Annotated in this window: 16 protein-coding genes; 13 read left to right on the top strand and 3 right to left on the bottom strand. The window is 68.7% G+C overall.

Going from position 1 to position 18,388, the window contains the following annotated elements; translation table 11 throughout:
* Positions 1-137 precede the first annotated feature (137 nt).
* From BG90_RS17785 to BG90_RS17775, 3 genes are all read right to left on the bottom strand, one after another.
* On the bottom strand, positions 138-1,793 hold the full coding sequence (locus BG90_RS17785) for a ShlB/FhaC/HecB family hemolysin secretion/activation protein (protein WP_010115685.1): 1,656 nt from the start codon (positions 1,791-1,793) through the stop codon (positions 138-140).
* Positions 1,794-1,968: 175 nt separating this feature from the next.
* The gene (locus BG90_RS17780; RefSeq protein ID WP_010115684.1) at positions 1,969-3,225 is read right to left on the bottom strand and encodes a collagen-like triple helix repeat-containing protein; all 1,257 of its coding nucleotides are present in this window, start codon (positions 3,223-3,225) and stop codon (positions 1,969-1,971) included.
* 50 nt (positions 3,226-3,275) lie between these two features.
* Positions 3,276-4,739, bottom strand: coding sequence for a collagen-like triple helix repeat-containing protein (locus BG90_RS17775; protein ID WP_025989833.1), 1,464 nt, complete (start codon positions 4,737-4,739; stop codon positions 3,276-3,278).
* Positions 4,740-5,373: 634 nt separating this feature from the next.
* Between BG90_RS17775 and BG90_RS17770 the strand changes: the two genes are divergently transcribed.
* The 13 genes from BG90_RS17770 (at position 5,374) to BG90_RS17710 (ending at position 18,316) form a co-directional block, all read left to right on the top strand.
* Positions 5,374-5,571: a Flp family type IVb pilin gene (locus BG90_RS17770; protein ID WP_010115682.1), complete on the top strand. Its 198-nt coding sequence runs from the start codon at positions 5,374-5,376 to the stop codon at positions 5,569-5,571.
* Positions 5,572-5,653: 82 nt separating this feature from the next.
* Positions 5,654-6,154 carry an A24 family peptidase gene (locus BG90_RS17765; RefSeq protein WP_025989832.1) on the top strand — a complete coding sequence of 167 codons (501 nt, stop codon included), beginning with the start codon at positions 5,654-5,656 and terminating at the stop codon, positions 6,152-6,154.
* Positions 6,151-6,618, top strand: a complete 468-nt coding sequence (locus tag BG90_RS17760) for a TadE/TadG family type IV pilus assembly protein (protein ID WP_010104056.1) — start codon at positions 6,151-6,153, stop codon at positions 6,616-6,618. Before BG90_RS17765 ends, BG90_RS17760 begins: the two co-directional genes overlap by 4 nt.
* Before the next feature lie 86 nt (positions 6,619-6,704).
* A complete protein-coding gene (cpaB, locus tag BG90_RS17755; protein WP_045568258.1) occupies positions 6,705-7,616 on the top strand; it encodes a Flp pilus assembly protein CpaB in 912 nt (303 codons plus the stop codon).
* Between the two features lie 63 nt (positions 7,617-7,679).
* Positions 7,680-9,005, top strand: a complete 1,326-nt coding sequence (locus BG90_RS17750; protein WP_025989831.1) for a type II and III secretion system protein family protein — start codon at positions 7,680-7,682, stop codon at positions 9,003-9,005.
* A 60-nt stretch (positions 9,006-9,065) separates the two neighbouring features.
* Positions 9,066-10,304 (top strand): fimbrial protein, encoded by a 1,239-nt coding sequence (locus tag BG90_RS17745; RefSeq protein ID WP_010104044.1) that lies wholly within the window; start codon positions 9,066-9,068, stop codon positions 10,302-10,304.
* 3 nt (positions 10,305-10,307) lie between these two features.
* Positions 10,308-11,648, top strand: coding sequence for a TadA family conjugal transfer-associated ATPase (locus tag BG90_RS17740; RefSeq protein ID WP_010115677.1), 1,341 nt, complete (start codon positions 10,308-10,310; stop codon positions 11,646-11,648).
* A complete protein-coding gene (locus BG90_RS17735) occupies positions 11,641-12,651 on the top strand; it encodes a type II secretion system F family protein (RefSeq protein WP_045568257.1) in 1,011 nt (336 codons plus the stop codon). Before BG90_RS17740 ends, BG90_RS17735 begins: the two co-directional genes overlap by 8 nt.
* Before the next feature lie 5 nt (positions 12,652-12,656).
* Positions 12,657-13,676: a type II secretion system F family protein gene (locus tag BG90_RS17730; protein WP_045568336.1), complete on the top strand. Its 1,020-nt coding sequence runs from the start codon at positions 12,657-12,659 to the stop codon at positions 13,674-13,676.
* 27 nt (positions 13,677-13,703) lie between these two features.
* The gene (locus BG90_RS17725) at positions 13,704-14,696 is read left to right on the top strand and encodes a tetratricopeptide repeat protein (protein WP_025989830.1); all 993 of its coding nucleotides are present in this window, start codon (positions 13,704-13,706) and stop codon (positions 14,694-14,696) included.
* 21 nt (positions 14,697-14,717) lie between these two features.
* Complete coding sequence (locus BG90_RS17720; RefSeq protein WP_045568256.1) at positions 14,718-15,092, top strand: DUF3613 domain-containing protein; 375 nt, start codon at positions 14,718-14,720, stop codon at positions 15,090-15,092.
* 7 nt (positions 15,093-15,099) lie between these two features.
* Positions 15,100-16,908 carry a TadG family pilus assembly protein gene (locus BG90_RS17715; RefSeq protein WP_010115671.1) on the top strand — a complete coding sequence of 603 codons (1,809 nt, stop codon included), beginning with the start codon at positions 15,100-15,102 and terminating at the stop codon, positions 16,906-16,908.
* 16 nt (positions 16,909-16,924) lie between these two features.
* On the top strand, positions 16,925-18,316 hold the full coding sequence (locus BG90_RS17710) for a sigma 54-interacting transcriptional regulator (RefSeq protein ID WP_010104018.1): 1,392 nt from the start codon (positions 16,925-16,927) through the stop codon (positions 18,314-18,316).
* Positions 18,317-18,388 lie beyond the last annotated feature (72 nt).

The raw sequence follows: 18,388 nt of genomic DNA, 5'->3' as shown, positions 1-18,388 counted from the left end.
CGCAGAATACGTGAATCTGCGCGCCGCGTTTGATACAAGTGCTTCTAATCGAAGTGACGATGTGAAGTGAAAACAGAAGCGGCCCGTCGCATGACGGGCCGCGTGCGTGAAGCGAAGCGGGGAAGGACGCGAACGCGTCAGTAGAGCTGATAGGAGAACGACGCATTCACGCGCGGGCTGCGCGACGCGCTCTCGATTGGTGAGTCGCCGACGGGCTTCGCGATCGACACGTCGAGGTTGTAGAAGCGGCTGTCGGTCAACCGCACGCCGAGCCCGACCGACGACAGCCGGCGCGGCACCGGCGTGCCCGAATGCAGATACACGCGCGCCATGTCGTACAGGACGTACGGCGTGATGTTCTTCAGATACGTGAAGCCCGGCGCGAATGCGCGATTGAGCTCGAGCGACGCGCCCCAGCCCGAATCACCCGACGTCTCGCCCGGCTGATAGCCGAGCGCGAAGCGCTGTGCGCCGAACGAGATCTGCTCGGTGGTCGGCAGCGAATCGGGGCTGTACTGGCCGGTGAGCTGCACGGTCGAGCCGATCTTGAACGGCCACTCGTTCGTCTGCACGAACGTCGCGCCCGTGCGCACGAACGTCGTCGATGCGGGATTCGTCGCCGTGACGCCCGGAATGTTCGTGAAGCCCGACTTCGATGCGCCGAGAATGTCGAACGCCTTTGCGACGTTGAAGCTCAGCTTCTGCACCTGTTTCGGCTGCACGCGCGTGTAGTCGAGCTGCATCTGCAGCACGCGCACCTGCGAGCGCATGCCGATCAGCGCGCCCGTGCTCTGGTTCTGATAGCGATCCTCGCTGTGCGACGCGTAGCCCGACACCGTGCCGAGCAGGCTGCGCTGGTTGCTCAGCATCAGCGGATAGGACGCGGACAAGCCGAGCTTGTCGTTGATGACGGTGCGCTGGACGTTCGGCAGCGCGGTCTGGTCGACGGACGGATTGCCGCGATAATGGCTCGCGTCGAGACGCGTGACGAGGCCGTTGCTGCCGATCGGCACGGCGCCGCTGAACGACACGTACGTCTGGTTGTTCGGGCCTTTCGGGAAGAGGGCGGAGATGCTCATCTGCTCGCCGAGCGACGTGAGGCCGTTCTCTGTCACCGTGAAGAGCCCCTGCAAGCCCGGGTTGTTCGTGTTGAGCCCCGCGCTCACGTTGAACGGCTTGCGGTCGACGTTGAGTTCGAGCGTCGTCGCGCCGTCGGTGTTCTGCGGCGGCGGCACGTTCGCCTTCACCGCCACGCCGGGCAGCAGGCCGAACGTGTTCACGTAGCGCTCGAACGTCGCGCGGCGCAGCGGCCGATCGTCCATGATGTGCGCGGCGATCGCGCGAACCTTCGGTTCCATCGCGCCGGGCCGGCCGGTGATCTTCACGTTCGCGACGTAGCCCTCGACGACCGTCACGCGCACGACGCCGCCCTCGAACGTCTGCGCGGGGATGAACGCGAACGACAACGCGTAGCCGCGCTCCTGATACAGCTTCGTCACGCCGTTCGCCATTTCGATCAACTGGCCGATCGTGATGTCCTTGCCGACGAGCGGCGTGAAGCGCTGCGAGATCTCTTCGAACGGAATCGACTTGACGCCTTCGACCTGGAACGAGGTCGGCGTCAGATGGCGGGCGAGCAGCGCCTGCACCTGGACTTCCTGCGGCGCGACCTGCACGGTCACGCTCGGCCGCTGCGGCGTGTTGATCTGCGGCAGCGCCTCGAGCGGGTTGCCGCCCGAACGGCTTTGCGCATGGGCGGCACCGGCGGCCGCGACGAGCGCGAGCAACAGCATCCAAGATTCGTGTCTGGATTTCATTGTGATTCCTCGTGGGCCTCTTTGTGCTTCTGATCTTCTAATGTCGATGCGCGGCGTTATCGTGCGCCGCGCATCGTGGTCTTCGGTTGTTCTAATCCGACTGCCGCCGCGCCGCGCGCTCCTCGCCGGAAGGAGCGCGCGGTGCTTCGCATCACTTACCAAAGCTGCCCAGCGTGCCGAGCGTGTTCGTCACCGGAGCGAGGAGTCCCGTCGAGCCGCTCGCGGTCGACGACGACGTCGCGCCGGAGAGCGTGCCCGTGACAGTATTCAGCAAACCGGTGATGGGCGCGAGCGGGTTTGTACTAGCCCCCGTGCCGCCGCTCGCGAGGCTCGTGACCGGTGCAAGCGGATTGCTCGCGCCGCCCGACACCGCGCTGCCGCCGAGCGCGCCGGTGGGCAGCGCGCCGCCGCCGAGGCTCGATAGCAGGCCGTTCAGCGGGCTGCCGAGCGTCGATCCCGAGCTCGAGCCGGTGGCGACCGTCGCCGTCGAACCGCCGACGAGACTCGTGATGAGGCCGGGGATCGGCGCCGCGCCGTTCGGTGCGGCCGGATTGACGAGGCCGCCCGTGTTCGTCACGGTGTTGCCGACCGCGGACACGAGCTGGCCGACGTCGCCGACGAGCGGCTGCGACGACGTGCCCGCGATCTGCCGGCCGGCCGAGCTGATCGCGCCGCCGACTTGCTGCAGCAGGCCCGACACCGGCTGGCCGACGCCCGTCGTCGTGCCGACCGTCTGGGTGACCTGGCCCGCGGTGATGACGAGCGGCGTCACGGCCGAGCTGATCGGCTGCGTGATTTGCTGGACGGGGCCCGTCGACAGCGCGTTGCCGAGCATCGTGCCGGCCGCGTTCACGCCGTTCGCCGCCGTCGCGAGCGCGCCTGCGACGGGCGTCGTGACGGGAGAGAGCGGTGCGAGCGGGCCGGTGCCGAGCGCCTGCACGGTCTGGCTCAAGCCCTGCACGGTGTTGCTCGTCGCGCTCACGACGTTGCCGAGGCCGGCGACCGTCGTGCCGACCGGATTCTGCGTCGAGCCGATCTGGCCGAGACCGTTGCTCAACGCGTCCGCCGCGGCGTTGATGATGCCGCCCGTGCTGCCGACCGTCGCGCCGACGCCTTGCGTGACGCCGCTGCCGAGGCCCGGCACGCTCGTCGAGCCGATCGTGTTGCCGAGATCGGTCGCGGTCTTGCCGAGCGTGTTGACGACGCCGGACGTGCCGGTCGTGGTCGTCTGCGGGGTGTTCGGGTTGGTCGGCGTCGTGTTCCCGCCGTTGCCGCTGTTGCCGGCGGACGGCGGCGCGGCGATGTCGCTGCCGCCGCACGCGGCGAGCACGCATGCGGTCGCGAGCGCGGTGAGCGGAACGCGCCACGCCTTGAGCGCGGGCGACCGGACGAAACGTTGCTGATTCATGATGCTGCTCCTCGCTGTCTTTTCTGATGCTGGACGGGCGCCGGCCCTGTTTACTTCTTGATGCCGCCGAGCAGGCCGCCGACGAGCGACGTGATGGGCGACAGCAGGTTGGTCGACCCGCTCGTGCCGCTGCTCGTGCCGGTCAGCGGTGCGGTGAGGCTCGCGACCGGGTTCGTTGCGGTGGTCGTGGAGCTCGTGGCCGGCGCCGTCGTCGCGCCGCCGAGCGCGCCCGTCGCGGTCGACACGAGGTTCGTGACGGGGGCGAGCGGGCTGGTCGACGTCGCGCCGCCGGTAGCGCCCGTGAGCGCGCCCGTGACGGTCGACACGAGGCCCGTGACGGGGGCGAGCGGGTTGCTCGTCGACGTGCCGCCCGCCGCGCCCGTCAGTGCGCCCGTCACCGTCGACACGATGTTCGTGAGCGGCGCGAGCGGCGTCCCTGCGGTCGAGCCGCTGACGCCGCTCAGCGTGCCCGTCAGGCCGCCGACCGCGGCCGTGATCGGCGCAAGCGGATTCGTCGAGCCGGTGCTGCCCGTCAGCAGGCCGCCGACCGACGTGATCGTGTTGCCGGTTGCCGACACGGTCTGGCCGAGGCCCGTCGTGACCGGGTTGTTGCCCGTCTTCGTGATCAGCGCGCCGGCCTGGTTGAGACCGCCGCCGATCGTGCCGAGCAGCGTGTTGACGGGCGCGCCGAGGCCCGTCACGGTGCCGACCGTCTGCGTCGTGCCCGTGACCATCGACGTGATCGGCGTGATCGCCGAGCTGACCGTCTGCGTCAATTGCTGGACGGGGCCCGTCGACAGCGCGGTGGTGAGCGTCGTGCCGCCCGCGGTGATCGTGTTGCCGAGCGTGCTGACCGCGCCGCCGAGCGGCGACGTGAGGGGCGACAGCGGCGCGAGCGGGCCGGTGCCGAGACTCGTGACGAGGTTGCCCGTCTGCGTGACGGCGCCACCCAGTTCGCTGACCACGTTGCCCGTGCTCGCGACGGTCGTGCCGATCGGGTTCGTCGACGCGCCGAGCTGGCCGATGCCGCTCGTGATGCCGGAACCGAGTGCGGTGACGGCGCCGCCGAGGTCCTGGACGATGCCGCCGAGCGCTTGCGTCGTCTGCGAGTTCACGCCGGGCAGCGTCTGGCTGCCGACGACCGTGCCGAGGCCCGACACGGTCGAGCCGGCGCCGCCGATGATGCCGCCCGTGTTGCCGGCGATCGTGCCGAGTGCGTTGATGCTCGACGAGGTCGACGTGCCGCCGCCCGACGTGGAACCGCCGCCGGAGGTCGAGCCGCCGCCGGAGGTCGAGCCGCCGCCCGACAGGCCGCCCGTCGAGCCGGAGCCGCCGCCCGAACCCGAGCCGTCGCCCGTCGTGGAAATCGCGTTGCCGCTACCGGAGCCCGAGCCGTCGAGCCCCTTGCTGATCGAGCCGGAGCCGCCGCAAGCGGAGAGGGAGAGCATGGCTGCCACGGTGGCCGCGATCAAAGTCGTCCGGAGCGTGCCATGGGAAATCGTCTGGGTGTTCATATCGTCCTCGCATTGGTGTGTTGTCTGATGATTGGTGTGCTGCACTTGCGGACGATTACTCTGCAACTGGCGTGCCATTTTGCTGGACGATCTTTTCGATGCGCGCGATGACATCCCGCAAACCCTTGTCGGAAAAGGGTTGGCGGGAAGCGGGACGTTGCTCGAAAAGGGGCGGAAGATACGCGCGGCGGCCGAGTTTTTATGCGTTCGTAACGTAACGCCGCGCGCTTTGCGTTACGCGTGCGGCGTAACGTGCGATCCATCCGCGGGATGGATCATCGATATTTGAATCGATCGTTTTACTGATGGATTAGGTATGTAGATCTAACCTATCGTAAGTCCTTATGTGTAAGGCCTACCGGTAAGTCGTAAAAATAAGCGTGCGCGCGGTCATAATGTCTGAGCAAAATTAACAAAAATGTGGAACAAAAAAAGGTTCGGATATAAGATTCGCTCGTGCGCTATTTGTATGGTCTGGTACATCAGGGAATACGAGGAGGACGCCGCCGACATGAATGTTAACTTGTATCAAATTGTTAGAAGCTCTTGAAAAAAGAGTTATAACGAAACCGCCCGATCCGGCATTAAGGTCGAATGGCGGGGCAAGGTCGGCCGATAGCGAAAAGCAAGGCCAATGAAGACTCAAGGCACGAGGATCAACATGAAACAACTGATGAATCGCTTCCTCACGGAGGAGGCAGGGGTAACCGCGATCGAATACGGGTTGATCGCGGGTCTCATCGCGGTGGCCATCGCGACGACGGTCGGCACGCTCGGTACCGACCTGAGTAACCTGTTCAGCACGATCGCCGGTAAATTGCCGGCGGCATAACGTTTACTTCCAATTACGCGTTACCACGAATTGCGGATTGCTTCGGCAATCCGCAACACGTCGCCGGGCGGCTGGGGCTGAAATGATTCATTTATTCAGTATTGGGTTCTTTTTCGCCTGGACTGCGGCTGTTGCAATTGCTGATTGTCGCGATCGCCGTATTCCCAACGAATTGGTACTCGCTGGTCTTGCTGCCGTTATCATTTTTACAGTCTGCCGACAAAACCCATTCGAAACGACATTGGCCGGCGCATTGATCGGCGGGATAGTCGGTCTCGTTTCTCTTTTTCCGTTTTTCGCACTGCGCGTGATGGGCGCCGCCGACGTCAAAGTATTCGCGGTGCTCGGCGCCTGGTGCGGCCTGTCGGCGCTGCCTTGGCTGTGGATCGTCGCGAGTATCGCGGCGGGCATTCACGCGCTCGGCCTCATGCTGCTGAGCCGCACGTCGTTCGGCTCGCTCGGGCGCCACGGCGCGCCCGCGTTCGCGCTCGGCGCGCGCCGCTCCGCGCCTTATGCGGCGTTTCTCGCCGCGCCCGCCGCGGCATGGCTCGCCTATCTGATTCATACCGGAGGCACGCGATGAAGCGCGCGCTCGGACGGTTGCGGCCGCGGCGCTTCCAGCGCGGCGCGACCGCGATCGAATTCGCGATCCTGTTCCCCGTCTTCTTCATGGTCCTCTACGGAATCGTCACGTACGGCATGATCTTCGCCGCGCAGCAGAGCCTGACGCTCGCCGCGACCGAGGGCGCGCGCGCGGCGCTCAACTACCAGGTCGCGCAGACGCAGTCGGCGGCGCTCGGCCTGCGCGCCGCGGCAGCATGCACGGCCGCGAGCAATCTGACGGGCTGGCTGACGGGCGCGACGTGCTCGACCTCGCAGAATTTCACGTGCTCGTACGATTCGACGATGTACTGCATCCAGGTGACGGTCACGTATCCGTATGCGGCCAATCCGCTCGTGCCGACGGTCGCGCTCTTCAACGCCGTGCTGCCGACGACGCTGACGAGCCAGGCGACGGTGCAGATCAACCCGACGAACATCATATGAACGTGATCGACTAGGCCGGGCCGCCGCGCCGCCAGCCGGCGCGGCTTTCTTCCACGACTTCTTTCGCCGCTGCACTGATAACAACCATGGCCAATCATCTGACCAAGATCATCGCGGGGTTGCTGATCGGGATCGCGATCCTGCTCGGCATTTACGCGTGGCTGCTCGGGCGCAAGCCGGCGCCCGCCGCGCCGAGCGCCGCGACCGCCGTCGCGACGGCGGTGGTGCCCGTCGTCGTCGCGACGCGCGCGCTGCCGACGGGGCAGCCGATTCCAGCCGACGCGCTGAAGGTGCAGCAGATGCCGGCGTCGATCGCCGGCGCGTTCTCGAATCCGGCGCTCGTCACGGGCCGCATCCCGGCGAGCGACATCGTCGCGCAGGCGCCTGTGCTCGAAAACGAACTGATGTCGGGGCTCGCCGACCAGATCGCGCCGGGCGAGCGCGCGGTCGCGATCAAGGTCGACGACACGAACGCGGTCGGCAACCGGCTGCGTCCCGGCAACTTCGTCGACGTGTTCGTGAACATGAAGCGCGAAAGCAGCTTCGGCACGACCGGCTCGGAAATCTCGCAATCGCAGGCGCGGCTGCTGCTGTCGCGGGTGCGCGTGCTGTCGTTCGGCGACGCGACGGCCGATCGCGACGGCACGCCGGGCCCGACGGGCGCGGGCGCGCGCACCGCGGTGCTGGCGGTGCCGACCGCGCAGGTCGACGCGCTGACGCTCGCCGAAGCGAGCGGACGGCTCGTGCTCGCGCTGCGCAGCCCGCGCGACGAAGACGTCGCCGCGCAGACGGTCGCCGTGCGCGCATCCGGCGGCGCGGGGCCGTCGAACCAGGCGGCGGCGGGGCTCGTGCTGAGCGAGCTGTCGGGCAGCGGCGGCGCGCCGGCGCCGGGGCCGCGTGCGGCCGCGCCGCGGGGCGCGCAGGTGGCGGCCGCGCCGCGCGCAGGAGGCAGCATCGAAGTGATCCGGGGCGGGCGAGCCGAAACGGTCGCCTATTGACCGACAAGTTGATTCGAACAATGACGGCAGGGAGAGGGCCGGCTCGCGCCGGTTTCCGACACGATGAAAAATAGACTGATTGCATTGGCGATGGCGTTCGGCGTGTTGCTGTCGTTCGCCGCGCGGGCGGCGGAGATGGGGACGATCGAGCTCGCGACGGGCGCGCAGCGGCAGGTTTCGGTCGGCCGCAACGTGCAGCGGGTCGCGGTCGGCGATCCGAACGTCGCCGACGTGCTCGTCGTGAAGGGCGGGCGCGGAAGCGTGCTGCTCGTCGCGAAGGCGGCCGGCTCGACGAGCCTGATGGTGTGGGAGCGCGGCCGCGACGAGCCGGCCGTCTACACGGTCAACGTCGTGAGCGGCGCCGCGCGCGCGCTGCTCGACGGCGGCTCGCCGAGCGTGAAGGCGTACGGCGGCACGGCGGTCGTGTCCGGCTCGGCCGCGACGCTCGACGCGCATGCGCGCGCGCTCGCGCTCGGCAAGGGGATGGCGGGCAAGGACGGCGGCGTCGTCGACGCGTCGACGGTCGGCGGCAAGAACGTCGTGCAGGTCGACGTGCGCGTCGTCGAATTCAGCCGCTCGGTGCTCAAGCAGGCGGGCCTCAACTTCTTCAAGCAGAACAACGGCTTCACGTTCGGCGCGTTCGCGCCGAGCGGCCTCGCGTCGGTGACGGGCGGAGCGACGCCGTCGATGTCGGTGTCGGCGAACATCCCGATCTCGTCCGCGTTCAATCTCGTCGTCGGCTCGGCGACGCGCGGCCTCTTCGCCGACCTGTCGATCCTCGAGGCGAACAACCTCGCGCGCGTGCTCGCGCAGCCGACGCTCGTCGCGCTGTCCGGGCAGAGCGCGAGCTTCCTCGCGGGCGGCGAGATTCCTGTGCCGGTGCCGCAGTCGCTCGGCACGATCTCGATCGACTGGAAGCCGTACGGCGTCGGCCTCACGCTGACGCCGACCGTGCTGAGCCCGCGCCGGATCGCGCTCAAGGTCGCGCCGGAATCGAGTCAGCTCGACTTCGTCCATTCGATCACGATCAACGGCGTGACGGTGCCCGCGCTCACGACGCGCCGCGCGGACACGACGGTCGAGCTCGGCGACGGCGAGAGCTTCGTGATCGGCGGCCTGATCGATCGCGAGACGACGTCGAACGTCGACAAGGTGCCGTTCCTCGGCGATCTGCCGATCATCGGCACGTTCTTCAAGCACCTCAGTTATCAGCAGAACGACAAGGAGCTCGTGATCATCGTGACGCCGCATCTCGTCGCGCCGATCGCGAAGAACGCGTCGCTGCCCGCGACGCCCGGCGAGCTGTCCGAGCAGCGCGACGGGCCCGTATGGCGGTCGTATCTCGGCGGCGCGCTGTCGCCGGACGCGGGACCGGGGTTCTCGAAATGAGCGTGTGCCGCATCGACAGCGCGAGCGCCGCGACGCGGCGCGCAACCGGAACGCTTCAATATGAACGCGAGAACACAATCTTTGGCTGAGCCCGCCGTCACCGACTACTTCGTCTGCGCGTCGCCTCTCGGCGAACACGTGGGCTGGCTCGCGCAGACGCTCGTCTCGGCGGGCGCCGTCGAGGCCGCGCCGCTCGAACCGACCGCGCTCGCGCAGCGGATCGCCGGGCTCAATCCGGTGCTCGTCTTCGTCGACTTCTCGGGCGGCCACGCGCAGGCGGCGAGCGCCGCGGCGGCCGCGGTGCGCCTGTCGCATCCCGGGCTGCCGATCGTCGCGCTCGGCTCGATCGCGGAGCCGGAGAGCGCGCTCGCCGCGCTGCGCGCGGGCGTGCGCGACTTCATCGACTTTTCCGCGCCCGCCGAGGACGCGCTGCGGATCACGCGCGGGCTCCTCGATCACGTCGGCGAGCAGCCGAGCCGCCACGGCAAGCTGATCGCGCTCCTCGGCGCGCGCGCCGGGATGGGCGCGAGCACGCTCGCCGCGAACCTGTCGGTGCTGCTGCAGAAGCGCTCGGCCACGCAGGGACGGCAGACGGCGCTCGTCGATCTCGGGCTGCCGGCGGGCGACGGCGCGCTGTACCTGAACACGCGCTGCGAAGTCGATTTCGTCGAGGCGGTGCGCAACCTGCGCCGCTTCGACCGGACCTTCGTCAACACGGCGCTCGCGCGCCATTCGAGCGGCGTCGCGCTGACGTCGCTGCCGCCGAATCTCGCCGGGCTGCGCGACGTGTCGTACGCGTCTTGCGTTGGTCTGCTGAACCGCCTGCGCGCGTTCTTCGACTATCAGATCATCGACCTGGGCGGCTTCTCGAACCGCGACTTCGTCGCGCAGACCGCGTGCGCGGCCGACGAATCGTGGCTCCTGTGCGACCAGGGCGTCGCGTCCGTCGTGTCGGCGGTCGAGCTGCTCGAGTCGCTGCGCGACGCGGGCGTCGACACGGGCAACGTGCGTCTCGTCGTCAACCAATACGATCCGGCGCTCGGCTTGTCGCCCGCGCAGATCGCCGAGCGCCTCGGCCTCGGGCTCGCCGCGACGTTGCCGTCGCGGCGCGTGCCGATCGGGCATGCGGCCAATCAGGGCAAGCTGATCGTGGACGTTGCCGAGCGCGACCCGTACGTGCGCGCGCTCGAGCCGCTCGTCGAACGCGTGTCGGGCGGCACGGGGGCCGCCGGGTCGCGCGCGGCGGGCGGTCTTTCCGCGCTCAGGCGCTTCATTCAACCCACCTCCAAGCGGTCGTAAGAGATGGCACACGACATTCAATTTGCCGACGGGGCGACGCCGTTCTCGCAAACGCAGCAGTTTCACGACATCAAGAACGCTGCGCACGAGCATCTTCTGACGCGCATCGAGGAGCTGGGCGCGGAGTTCGGGCGCTGGTCGCGGCAGGCGATCAACCAGTTCGTCGATCTCGAGATCGACAGCTTCGTGCGGCTGCGCCGCATTCCGCTCAACGAAAACGAAGTGCGGGCGATCGCGGAGGCGCTGACGAAGGAGCTCGCGGGCTTCGGGCCGATCGAGGACCTGCTTGCCGATCCGCACGTCGAGGACATCCTGATCAACGGCTACAGCGACGTATACGTGTCGAAGCACGGGATCCTGACGAAGCTGCCGGTGCGCTTCACCGACAACGCGCATCTGCTGCGGATCGTGCGGCGCATTCTCGCGCCGATCGGCCGCCGTCTCGACGAGTCGAATCCGATGGTCGACGCGCGGCTGCCGGACGGCGGGCGCGTGAACGTCGTGATCGAGCCGCTGTCGATCGACGGCCCGGTCGTGTCGATCCGCAAGTTCCGCAAGGACCCGCTCAAGCCCGCCGACCTGCTCGCGAACGGCACGTTCAGCGAGGAGGTCGGCACGCTGCTCGAGGCCGCGGTCGCCGCGCGCTGCAACATCCTCGTGTCGGGCGGCACGAGCTCCGGCAAGACGTCGCTCCTCAACGCGCTCGCGTTCCACATTCCCGAAATCGAGCGCGTCGTCACGATCGAGGACACGGCCGAGCTGTCGCTCAACCATCCGCACGTCGTGCGGCTCGAGAGCCGGCCGGGCGGCTTCGACGGCACGGGCGTCGTGTCGATCCGCGACCTGCTGCGCAACACGCTGCGGATGCGGCCGGACCGGATCATCGTCGGCGAAGTGCGCGGCGGCGAAGTGCTCGAGATGATGCAGGCGATGAACACCGGCCACGACGGTTCGATGGGCACGATTCACGCGAGCTCGCCGCGCGAATGCCTGTATCGCCTCGAAATGCTGGCCGGCTTCGCGGGCTTCCAGGGCACCGAATCGAGCCTGCGCCGGCAGATCTCCAACGCGGTCGACTTCATCGTGCAGATCGGGCGGCTGTCGAACGGGCGGCGGCGAATCCTGTCGGTCACCGAAGTGACGGGACTGTCGGACAACATCATCGCGACGCAGGAGCTCTATCGCTACGAGCCGCGCGTGAACGCGGACGGCGAAGAGATCGACGCGTGGGAATCGCTCGGCATCCATCCGCATTCGCCGAAGCTCGCGCGCTTCAGGCAGACGCTCGCAGGCGGCGGCTTCGGCGGCGAGCCGTTCGGCCGCGGCGGGGGCTTCAATGTCTAGCGCGGCGCTCTGGGCGCTCGCTCTCGCGCTCTTGTGCGCGGCGGCGGCGCTCGCGCTGTGGCGGCGCGGCGAGGCGACCCGGGAGCGCGTGCACGCGGCGCGCTACATCGACAGCCGGCTCGAGCCCGGCGCGCGCCCGGGCGCGCAGCCGAAGGCGCCGCTCGCGGGCGAGTCGACGCGCGCGGCCGCGTCTGCGTCCGCCGCGGGCACGGCAGGCGGCGCGCCGGGCGCGAAGCCTGCCGATCGTTTCGCGCGGTGGCGCGAGCGCGCGGCCGACGCGTGGCTCAACATATCGAACCGCGCGGGCGTGCCCGAGATTCGCACCCCGCTGATCCTGCTCGCCGCGGCGACGTTCGTCGCGACGCTGTGGACGGGCCTGCGCGGCGGCATGCTCGCCGCCGTCGCGACGCTCGTCGCGGGGGCGACGCTCGCGCTGTTCTGGCTCGCGTCGCGGACGCAGAAGCGGCGCCTGCAGATCGTCCGGCAACTGCCGTCGTTCCTCGACGGCATCGTGCGGCTCGTCACGCTCGGCAACAGCGTGCCCGCCGCGTTCCAGGCGACGCTGCAGACGACCGAGGCGCCGCTGCGCGGCTGCCTCGATCACGTGTCGCGGATGCTGCGCTCGGGCGTCGAGATCGATCGCGCGATGGTCTACATCGCGGAGCTCTACCGGATCAAGGAATTCGAGCTCGTCGGCTCGGTGCTGCGGCTGTCGGTCAAGTACGGCGGCCGTGCGGACGTGATGCTCGACCGGATGGCCGTCTTCATGCGCGACCTCGAGCAGGCGGAGCGCGAGCTCGCCGCGATGTCGGCGGAGACGCGGCTGTCGGCATGGGTGCTCGGCGCGCTGCCCGTCGGCATCGGCAGCTTCGTGATCGCGACGAATCCGAAGTACTTCAGCGCGATGTGGCTCGACCCGACGGGGCGCCAGCTCGTGTATCTCGCGTTCATTCTGCAAGTCGCCGGCGGCTACTGGCTGTACCGGCTCGCCCGATTGAGGTGACGACGATGGATCCCAGCCGCCTCGGCGCAATCGCGCTCGCACTCGGCGCACTCGGCGTGCTGATGCTCGCCGTGCTCGCGATCATGCGGATCGTGCTCGCGCAGCGCACCGGCCGCACGCTCGCCGACGCGCTCGACCAGCGCGCGGCCGCGCTGGAAGCGGCCGCCGCGCGGGCGACGGCGGGCGCCGCGGCCGCGACCGGCGCGGCGCGTCCGCCCGCCGCGGATGCGGCGCCCGCCGAGCGCCGGCCGCGCTTCGCCACGTTGCTCGACCGCGCGGGCAAGCTCGGGATGCGATTGCTGGATACGCGGCTCGGCAAGCAGATCGTCGCCGACGAGGACCGGATGCTGCTCGAGCAGTGCGGGTACGTCGACGCGCACACGCGCGGCATTTTCCTGAGCGCGCGGATCGCGTGCGGGATCGCGCTGCCGGCCGCCGTCGCGATCGTCGGCGACGAGACGGTCGCCACGCATCTGAGCGCGTGGGTCGCGCTGTCCGTCATCGTCGGCTTCATGCTGCCGAAGATCTACGTGCGCCGCCGCGCGGCCGCGCGCCGCCAGTCCGTCGTCGACGAGATGCCGCTCCTCGTCGACATGCTGCGGCTCTTGCAGGGCGTCGGGCTGTCGCTCGACCAGAGCATCCAGGTCGTCACGAACGACTTCAAGGGGATGCTGCCCGTGCTGTCGTCGGAACTCGGGATCGCGCAGCGGCAGTTCGTCGCGGGCCGCACGCGCGAGCAGTCGCTGCAGCGCCTCGCGACGAGCTTCGACAACGAGGATCTGCGCGCGATCGTGCGCCTGCTGATCCAGGTCGACAAGCACGGCGGCGCGGTGCAGGAGCCGCTCAAGCAGTTCGGCGACCGGCTGCGCGAAGTGCGGCGCGCGATGCTGCGCGAGCGGATCGGCCGCCTCACCGTGAAGATGACGGGCGTGATGATCGTCACGCTGCTGCCCGCGCTCTTCATCGTGACGGCGGGGCCGGGAATGCTCGCCGTGGCGCACGCGCTCACGGCCGCGCGCCGTTAGCCGGCGCGCAACGAAGGAAGGAACGACATGAGACGAAGCAGCTTTTCTCCGATGACGGCGGCGGCGCTCGCGATGCTTGCGCTGTCGCTTGCCGCGTGCGGCTCGTTCAAGGAGTCGGGATACGGAATCGGCGCGCAGGCCGAGCGCGCGGCGCTGATGCAGGCCGCGGCCGACAAGAACGCGCCGCCCGACACGCCCGGCATGTATCTCGGGCTGATCGGCCGGATGCAGTCGCAAGGGCTCTATTACGCATCGCTCGCGCACATCGATGCGTACGAGAAGCAGTACGGCGCGTCGCCGGACACGATCCTGCTGCGTGCGGACGCGCTGCGCGCGACCGATCAGGCGGCTGCGAGCACGGTTGCGTACAGGCAGTTGCTGAACACGCCGCTCGCCGCGCGCGGCTATCGCGGGCTCGGCCTGCTGTCCGGCGCGTCGGGCGATTTCGACGCCGCGTCGCAGGCGCTCACGCAGGCGACGGCGCTTGCGCCGACCGATTCGCTGACGCTGTCCGATCTCGCCTATGCGCGGATGCGCAGCGGCGACGTCGCGGGCGCGCGCGTGCCGCTGATGAAGGCGGCCGAGCTCGACCAGAACAATCCGAAGATCCTGAGCAACCTCGCGCTCTTCCTGCTCGCGACGGGGCAGACGCGCGACGCGCTCGGCCTGATGAATCAGCTGAAGCTCGCGCCCGCGGTGCGCACGGAAATTCGCAACGACGCGACGAAGATCGCGGCCGCGTCGCGCGTGCGGCAGCGCGCGCTCGCGCGTCCGGGCGCGCCGAACGCGACCGGCCCGGCGAGCGCGGCGGGCGGCGCCAATATGGCGGGGATCGGCGCCGGGACGTTGGGCGCGACAAGTGCGACAAGTGCGACAAGTGCGACAAGTGCGACAAGTTCGATTGGCGCGGCCGGCGGCAAGGGCGCAACGGCCGTCGCGGGGACGCCCGCGCCCGTGGCGTCCGCATCCGCGTCGAGCTTCGAGCCGACGGTGCCGCTCTTGCAGCGATTCTCGCAATGACAGATGTGACACGGAGCCGACATGACGACGCATGACCACACCAAGACCGCCGCGGCCCGACCTGGACGCAGCCGCGCGCTTTGCGCAACGCTCGCGCTGGCGGGGGCGCTCGCGGGCGCGGCGGGGGCCGCCCGCGCGCAATCGCCGCAAGGCGCGACGCCCCCCGCATCGGAAATCGGCCATGCGACGCACACGTGGCTCGAATGGCAGGCGAGCAACCGCGACGCGGGGCCGTCGCAGCCGATGATCGGCGAGGCGGCGTCGATCGCGTACGCGCGCTATCTCGATTCGTTCAAGACGAAGATCCCGGCGTTCTATGGATCGGCGGCGAGCATGAGCGGCGGCGGCAGCGGCGGGGCGGACTTCCTCCTCACGCCGGCGTCGCGTTCTCAGTGAGGCTCGCATGCCGTTAGCTCGCCGTTGCGCCGATCGCCGACCGTTCGCGCGCGAACGCCGGACGATCGCGCGCGAACGCGGTTCGTTCGCCGTCGTCGCGGCGATCTGGATGCTCGTCGCGATCGCCGCGCTCGGCGCGGTCGACATCGGCAACGTGTTCTTCGCGCGCCGCGACTTGCAGCGGGTCGCCGACATGGCGGCGCTCGCCGCCGCGCAGAAGATGGACGACCAGTGCACGCAGCCTGCCGCCGCCGCGAACGCGAACGCGCGCTCGAACGGCTTCGATCCGGCGAAGAGCGGCAACACGCTCACGCTTTCGTGCGGGCGCTGGGACACGCAGAGCAACGCGGGGCCGAGCTATTTCAACACGGCGTCGACGCCGCTGAACGCGGTGCAGGTGACGGCGACGCAGAGCGTGCCGTACTTCTTCCTCGGCCCGTCGCGCACGGTGAGCGCGACGTCGACCGCGAAGGCGACCAACATCGATCAGTTCACGGTCGGCACGACGCTCGCGAGCCTGCAGGGCGGCCTCGTGAACAACGTGCTGAACGCGCTGCTCGGCGCGAATCTGAGCTTGAGCGTGCTGTCGTACCAGGCGCTCGCGTCGACGCAGATCAAGCTCGGCGACCTGATGGCGGCCGCGAACGTGCTGACGGTCAACGAACTGCTGTCGACGCAGGTGACGGCGGGTCAGTTCGCGCAACTGACGCTGACCGCGCTGTCGCGCACCCAGGTCGTGAACGCGAACCTTCAGGCGAGCGTCGCCGCGCTGCAGACGATCGTCGGCGCGAATCTGGGCGGCGGGAAATTCAGCATCGGCAGCCAGTCGGGCGGGCCCGGCGTGTTCGCGCTCGGCTTGTCCGACACGCAGGCGGCCGCCGACGCGAAGATCAACGTGTTCGACGCGCTGATGGTCGCGGCGGAAGTCGCGGCGGCCGGCAAGCCCGCGGTGGATGTCGCGACGGGCCTGCAGCTCGCCGGGCAGGGCGCGACGCTCAAGTTGCAGATCATCGAGCCGCCGTCGATCGCGATCGGCGAGTCGGGCATGGATCCGAAGACGGGGGCGTGGCGCACGCAGGCTAACAATGCGCAGATTCGCTTGTATGTGAATGTGAGTCTCGGCACGGCAAATCTGTCGCCCACCGGCGTGCTGTTTCCGCTAGCGCCACTCGTGAGCCTCATCAACGGCCTCATCCAGGTCAATCTGAACTTGCCGCTCACGCTGCAGGTCGCGACGGGCTCCGCGTGGCTGCAATCGACGAGCTGCGCGGCGACCGCCGCGTCGAGCCGCGCGGCGATCGTCGTGCAGCCGGGCCTCGCGAACCTGTGCGTCGGTGACGTGCCGACGGATCTCCCCGCGCAGCAGACGTTCGCGTGCAACGTGCCCGCTACGCTCGCGACGGTCGGCGTGCTGAGCGCGCCGCTGCTGCAGATCAAGTCGGCGCTCGCGCTGCCCGTCGTGGTGCCGCAGTCCAATGCGGCGACGCTGACGTTCAACGGCGTGACGGGCGACGCCGACGACTATCAGACGACGAATTCGAACGCGGTGGGCTCGGTGCTCGCGAACGCGCTGTCGGGCGCCGCGCAATCGCTGACGGGGCCGAACGGCCTCACGCTCTACGTGCTTGGCGTGTCGGTGTCGGTCGGCAGCACGCTCAATCCGGTGGTGACGGTTCTCCTGAACCTGCTCGGCCCCGTGCTGAGCTCGCTCGACCAGGTCGTCGTGCCGCTTTTGAATCTGCTCGGCGTGCAGGTCGGCGCGGCCACGGTCCACAACGAGGCGCTGACCTGCGGCACCGCGCAAACGGTTTATTGAAGAAGTCACGATAACGATGAGAAACACGAACGCAATCGAAGGACTCGACCTGTACGTCTGGGAGGGCAAGGCCGACATCGTCGACCGGGTCGCGCGCTGCATGTCGAGCTTCGAAGTCGAGGTGATCCGCGCCGACAACGAGGTGCTGTCGCCCGAGCGGACCGCGATGCGGCCGTCGCTCGCGATCATCAGCGTCACGATGATCGAAAGCGGCGCGGCGTTCCTTCGCAGCTGGCAGTCGGACTTCGGCATGCCGGTCGTCTGGGTCGGCGCGGCGCGCGATCACGATCCGTCGCTGTACCCGCCCGAGTATTCGCATGTCCTGCCGCTCGACTTCACGTGCGCGGAGTTGCGCGGGATGATCTCGAAGCTCGCGGTCCAACTGCGCGCGCATGCGGCGAAGACGCTCGAGTCGAGCGCGCTCGTCGCGCATTCCGAGTGCATGCAGGCGCTGCTGCAGGAAGTCGACACGTTCGCCGACTGCGACACGAACGTGCTGCTGCACGGCGAGACGGGCGTCGGCAAGGAGCGGATCGCGCAGCTGCTGCACGAGAAGCACTCGCGCTACTGCATGGGCGAATTCGTGCCGGTCAACTGCGGCGCGATTCCGGACGGCCTGTTCGAATCGCTGTTCTTCGGGCACGCGAAGGGCTCGTTTACGGGCGCGGTCGGCACGCACAAGGGCTATTTCGAGCAGGCCGCGGGCGGCACGCTCTTTCTCGACGAAGTCGGCGACCTGCCGCTCTATCAGCAGGTCAAGCTGCTGCGCGTGCTCGAGGACGGCGCGGTGCTGCGGGTCGGCGCAACGGCGTCCGTCAAGGTCGACTTCCGGCTCGTCGCGGCGAGCAACAAGAAACTGCCGCAGCTCGTCAAGGACGGCCTCTTTCGCGCGGACCTATACTACCGGCTCGCGGTGATCGAGCTCAGCATCCCGTCGCTCGAGGAGCGCGGTCCCGTCGACAAGATCGCGCTCTTCAAGTCGTTCGTCGCGTCGGTCGTCGGCGAGGATCGACTCGCGGCGCTGCCGGAGCTGCCTTACTGGCTCGCCGAAGCGGTCGCCGATTCGTACTTCCCCGGCAACGTGCGCGAATTGCGCAATCTGGCCGAACGGGTCGGCGTGACGGTCAGGCAGACGGGCGGCTGGGACACGGCGCGGCTGCAGCGGCTCGTTGCGCACGCGCGCAGCGCCGCGCAGCCGGTGCCGGCCGAGAGCGCGCCCGACGTGTTCGTCGATCGCAGCAAGTGGGACATGGCCGAGCGCAGCCGCGTGATCGCCGCGCTTGACGCAAACGGTTGGCGTCGGCAGGATACCGCGCAGCATCTCGGGATCAGCCGCAAGGTGCTGTGGGAAAAGATGCGTAAATACCAGATTTTCGACGAGGAGCCTGAAGCACGGGAAAGCGAGTGAAGAGCGGCTGCGAAGCGGCCGGCAAACATGCATTCGAAAAACTACAACACATCGAAGCAGGAAAAACACAAT

It is taken from the genome of Burkholderia oklahomensis C6786, from assembly GCF_000959365.1.
GTDB lineage: Bacteria > Pseudomonadota > Gammaproteobacteria > Burkholderiales > Burkholderiaceae > Burkholderia > Burkholderia oklahomensis.
The sequence above is the reverse complement of the archived record's forward strand: the minus strand, read 5'-3'. Positions and strand labels throughout refer to the sequence as shown.

Coding starts and splice junctions, on each gene's coding strand:
- BG90_RS17720 (WP_045568256.1), top strand. CDS start 14,718: ATGACGACGCATGACCACACCAAGACCGCCGCGGCCCGACCTGGACGC.
- BG90_RS17785 (WP_010115685.1), bottom strand. CDS start 1,793: ATGCTGTTGCTCGCGCTCGTCGCGGCCGCCGGTGCCGCCCATGCGCAA.
- BG90_RS17730 (WP_045568336.1), top strand. CDS start 12,657: ATGGATCCCAGCCGCCTCGGCGCAATCGCGCTCGCACTCGGCGCACTC.
- cpaB (WP_045568258.1), top strand. CDS start 6,705: ATGGCCAATCATCTGACCAAGATCATCGCGGGGTTGCTGATCGGGATC.
- BG90_RS17775 (WP_025989833.1), bottom strand. CDS start 4,739: ATGAACACCCAGACGATTTCCCATGGCACGCTCCGGACGACTTTGATC.
- BG90_RS17750 (WP_025989831.1), top strand. CDS start 7,680: ATGAAAAATAGACTGATTGCATTGGCGATGGCGTTCGGCGTGTTGCTG.
- BG90_RS17760 (WP_010104056.1), top strand. CDS start 6,151: ATGAAGCGCGCGCTCGGACGGTTGCGGCCGCGGCGCTTCCAGCGCGGC.
- BG90_RS17715 (WP_010115671.1), top strand. CDS start 15,100: ATGCCGTTAGCTCGCCGTTGCGCCGATCGCCGACCGTTCGCGCGCGAA.
- BG90_RS17780 (WP_010115684.1), bottom strand. CDS start 3,225: ATGAATCAGCAACGTTTCGTCCGGTCGCCCGCGCTCAAGGCGTGGCGC.
- BG90_RS17735 (WP_045568257.1), top strand. CDS start 11,641: ATGTCTAGCGCGGCGCTCTGGGCGCTCGCTCTCGCGCTCTTGTGCGCG.
- BG90_RS17745 (WP_010104044.1), top strand. CDS start 9,066: ATGAACGCGAGAACACAATCTTTGGCTGAGCCCGCCGTCACCGACTAC.
- BG90_RS17725 (WP_025989830.1), top strand. CDS start 13,704: ATGAGACGAAGCAGCTTTTCTCCGATGACGGCGGCGGCGCTCGCGATG.
- BG90_RS17710 (WP_010104018.1), top strand. CDS start 16,925: ATGAGAAACACGAACGCAATCGAAGGACTCGACCTGTACGTCTGGGAG.
- BG90_RS17770 (WP_010115682.1), top strand. CDS start 5,374: ATGAAGACTCAAGGCACGAGGATCAACATGAAACAACTGATGAATCGC.
- BG90_RS17765 (WP_025989832.1), top strand. CDS start 5,654: ATGATTCATTTATTCAGTATTGGGTTCTTTTTCGCCTGGACTGCGGCT.
- BG90_RS17740 (WP_010115677.1), top strand. CDS start 10,308: ATGGCACACGACATTCAATTTGCCGACGGGGCGACGCCGTTCTCGCAA.